The sequence below is a fragment of the Streptomyces sp. WAC05292 genome (assembly GCF_003949955.1).
In the GTDB taxonomy this organism is placed as follows: Bacteria; Actinomycetota; Actinomycetes; order Streptomycetales; family Streptomycetaceae; genus Streptomyces; species Streptomyces globosus.
This window is the reverse complement of the sequence record NZ_RPSE01000644.1, coordinates 1-2,077: the sequence shown is the minus strand read 5'-3', so window position 1 is coordinate 2,077 and position 2,077 is coordinate 1. Positions and strand designations below refer to the sequence as shown.

General features: G+C 76.3%; 2 protein-coding genes. Both read left to right on the top strand.

Features of this window, described 5'->3' with window-relative positions; genetic code table 11:
- Nucleotides 1-1,057 (top strand): peptide-N4-asparagine amidase (locus tag EF903_RS31995; RefSeq protein WP_125548459.1); only part of this gene is annotated, 1,057 nt, incomplete at its 5' end.
- Between the two features lie 27 nt (nucleotides 1,058-1,084).
- On the top strand, nucleotides 1,085-2,077 hold a 993-nt coding region (locus EF903_RS31990; RefSeq protein WP_260616205.1), incomplete at its 3' end, for a serine/threonine-protein kinase.

Genomic DNA, 2,077 nt, shown 5'->3' with positions numbered 1-2,077 from the left:
CACCCCGGACCGCGTCCTCCCGCTGACCACCCCCGCCGTCACCACGCCCCGCAACACCGAGCGCCTCCTCGCCGAGGTGTACGCGACCGGCTCCGGCGGCGGCTGCGAGGAGTACTGGTACCTGACGGTCCCCGACGCCGCCCCCTACTCCTGCAAGGCCGCGGACGGCCCCCACCGCGAGGTCCGCATCTCCGTCGACGGCCGCCTCGCCGGCATCGCCGCCCCCTTCCCGCACGTGTGGACCGGCGGCTGGTCCAACCCCTTCCTCTGGTACGTGACACCCGCCCCGCGCGCCTTCGACGTCAAGCCCGTCGTCTACGACCTCACCCCCTTCGCAGCCCTGCTCAACGACGGCCGCGAGCACCGCATCGAGGTGTCCGTGGCGGGCCTCCCCGCCGGCCGGCCCGGCTGGAGCACCCCGACCAACCTGCTGATCTGGCAGGACGAGGGCCGGGCCGTCGTCACCGGAGCCCTCACCCGGCACGAGGAGGAGCAGCCCTCCGGAACCGCCCACTGGACCCCCGCGGCCGCCGGCGAACCGCACCGCCTCGACACCGCGGGCAGCCACCGCCTCACCACCGCCGGCCGCCTGGACACCTCCCGCGGCCGCGTCACCACCACCGTCACCCGCGCCGTCGGCCTCACCTCCGTGCACCGCTGGACCGACGGAGAGGACCGGGCCGCCCTGTCCGCGGTCTGGACCGATGAGGAGAGCACCACCCGCGGAGCCGCCACCACCCGCACCACCCGCACCTACACCATGGACGGCGAGACCACCCTCGCCGCCGGCGACCGGCTGCGCACCGCCATCACCGTCTCCGACCGCGCCGACACCGCCGTCCTGCGCGGCGGCCGGACCGTCGACCGCAGCCTGCTCGACCACCGGTACACCGGTGACGCCTCCTACACCGCCAACGTGCCGCGCGAGGAGCGCCACGCCGTCGGCACCACCACCGAGCGCTACCGCCTGTACGGGGCGCAGGCGCCCGGCGGGTGCTACGACCGGACGGTGTCCACCGCGCAGGGCACGGTGACGGAGGACCGGCGGCGCTGCTGACGGAGGCTGCCCCTACGATGAGCCGCCATGGACATGAGTGAGGCCGGCAGACAGCTGGTCGACGGCCGATTCGAACTGTTGGCGCCGCTGGGCGCCGGTGGCATGGGCACGGTGTGGCGCGCCCGCGACATCGCACTGCACCGCAACGTCGCCCTCAAGGAGGTCCGCCCGCCGGACCCGGCGACGGCCGCGGCCCAGCCCGGCCTCACCGTCCAACTGCGCGAGCGCGCGGTGCGCGAGGCCCGGGCCCTGGCCCGCCTCGCGCACCCCAACGTGGTGACGATCCACCACATCGTCGAGCCCGCCGGCGGCGAGGACGGGCACCCGTGGATCGTGATGGAGCTCGTCAACGGCGGCTCCCTGCACGACCGGCTGGAGTCCGGCCCCCTCCCCGTCGCGGATGCCGTCCGGATCGGCCTCGACGTCCTGTCGGCGCTGCGTGCCGCCCATGCCGAGGGCGTCCTCCACCGGGACGTGAAACCGGCCAACGTGCTGCTGCGGGCCGACGGCTCGGCGGTGCTCACCGACTTCGGGATCGCCGCCCTGCACGGCTCCACCGCGCTGACCTCCACCGGCGTGCTCATCGGCTCCCCCGAGTACATCGCCCCGGAGCGGGCCCGCGGCGAGGAGGGGCTGCCCGCCTCCGACCTGTGGTCGCTCGGCATGCTGCTGTACACGGCCTCGGAGGGCACGCACCCGCTGCGCCGCCCCACCAGCCTCGCCACCGTCGTCGCCGTGCTGGAGGACCCCATTCCGGCCCCGGTGCGCTCCGGCCCGCTCGGCCCCGTCCTCGAGCGGCTGCTCGTACGGGACCTGGCCGCGCGGCCCGACGCCGCCGAGCTCGAACGGCTCCTGCGGGAGGCCCAGGCCGCCCTCGCCGGGGCTGCGCCGGGCGCCGTCCCGCACGCCACGCCCGGGCAGTACGGGCCGCCGAGCACCCAGCTCGCCGCCCCGCACCCCGCCGCGCCGCCGCAGGGCCTGCCGCAGCAGCCCGCCAAGGTGCCCGCGGGCCCCTACGCC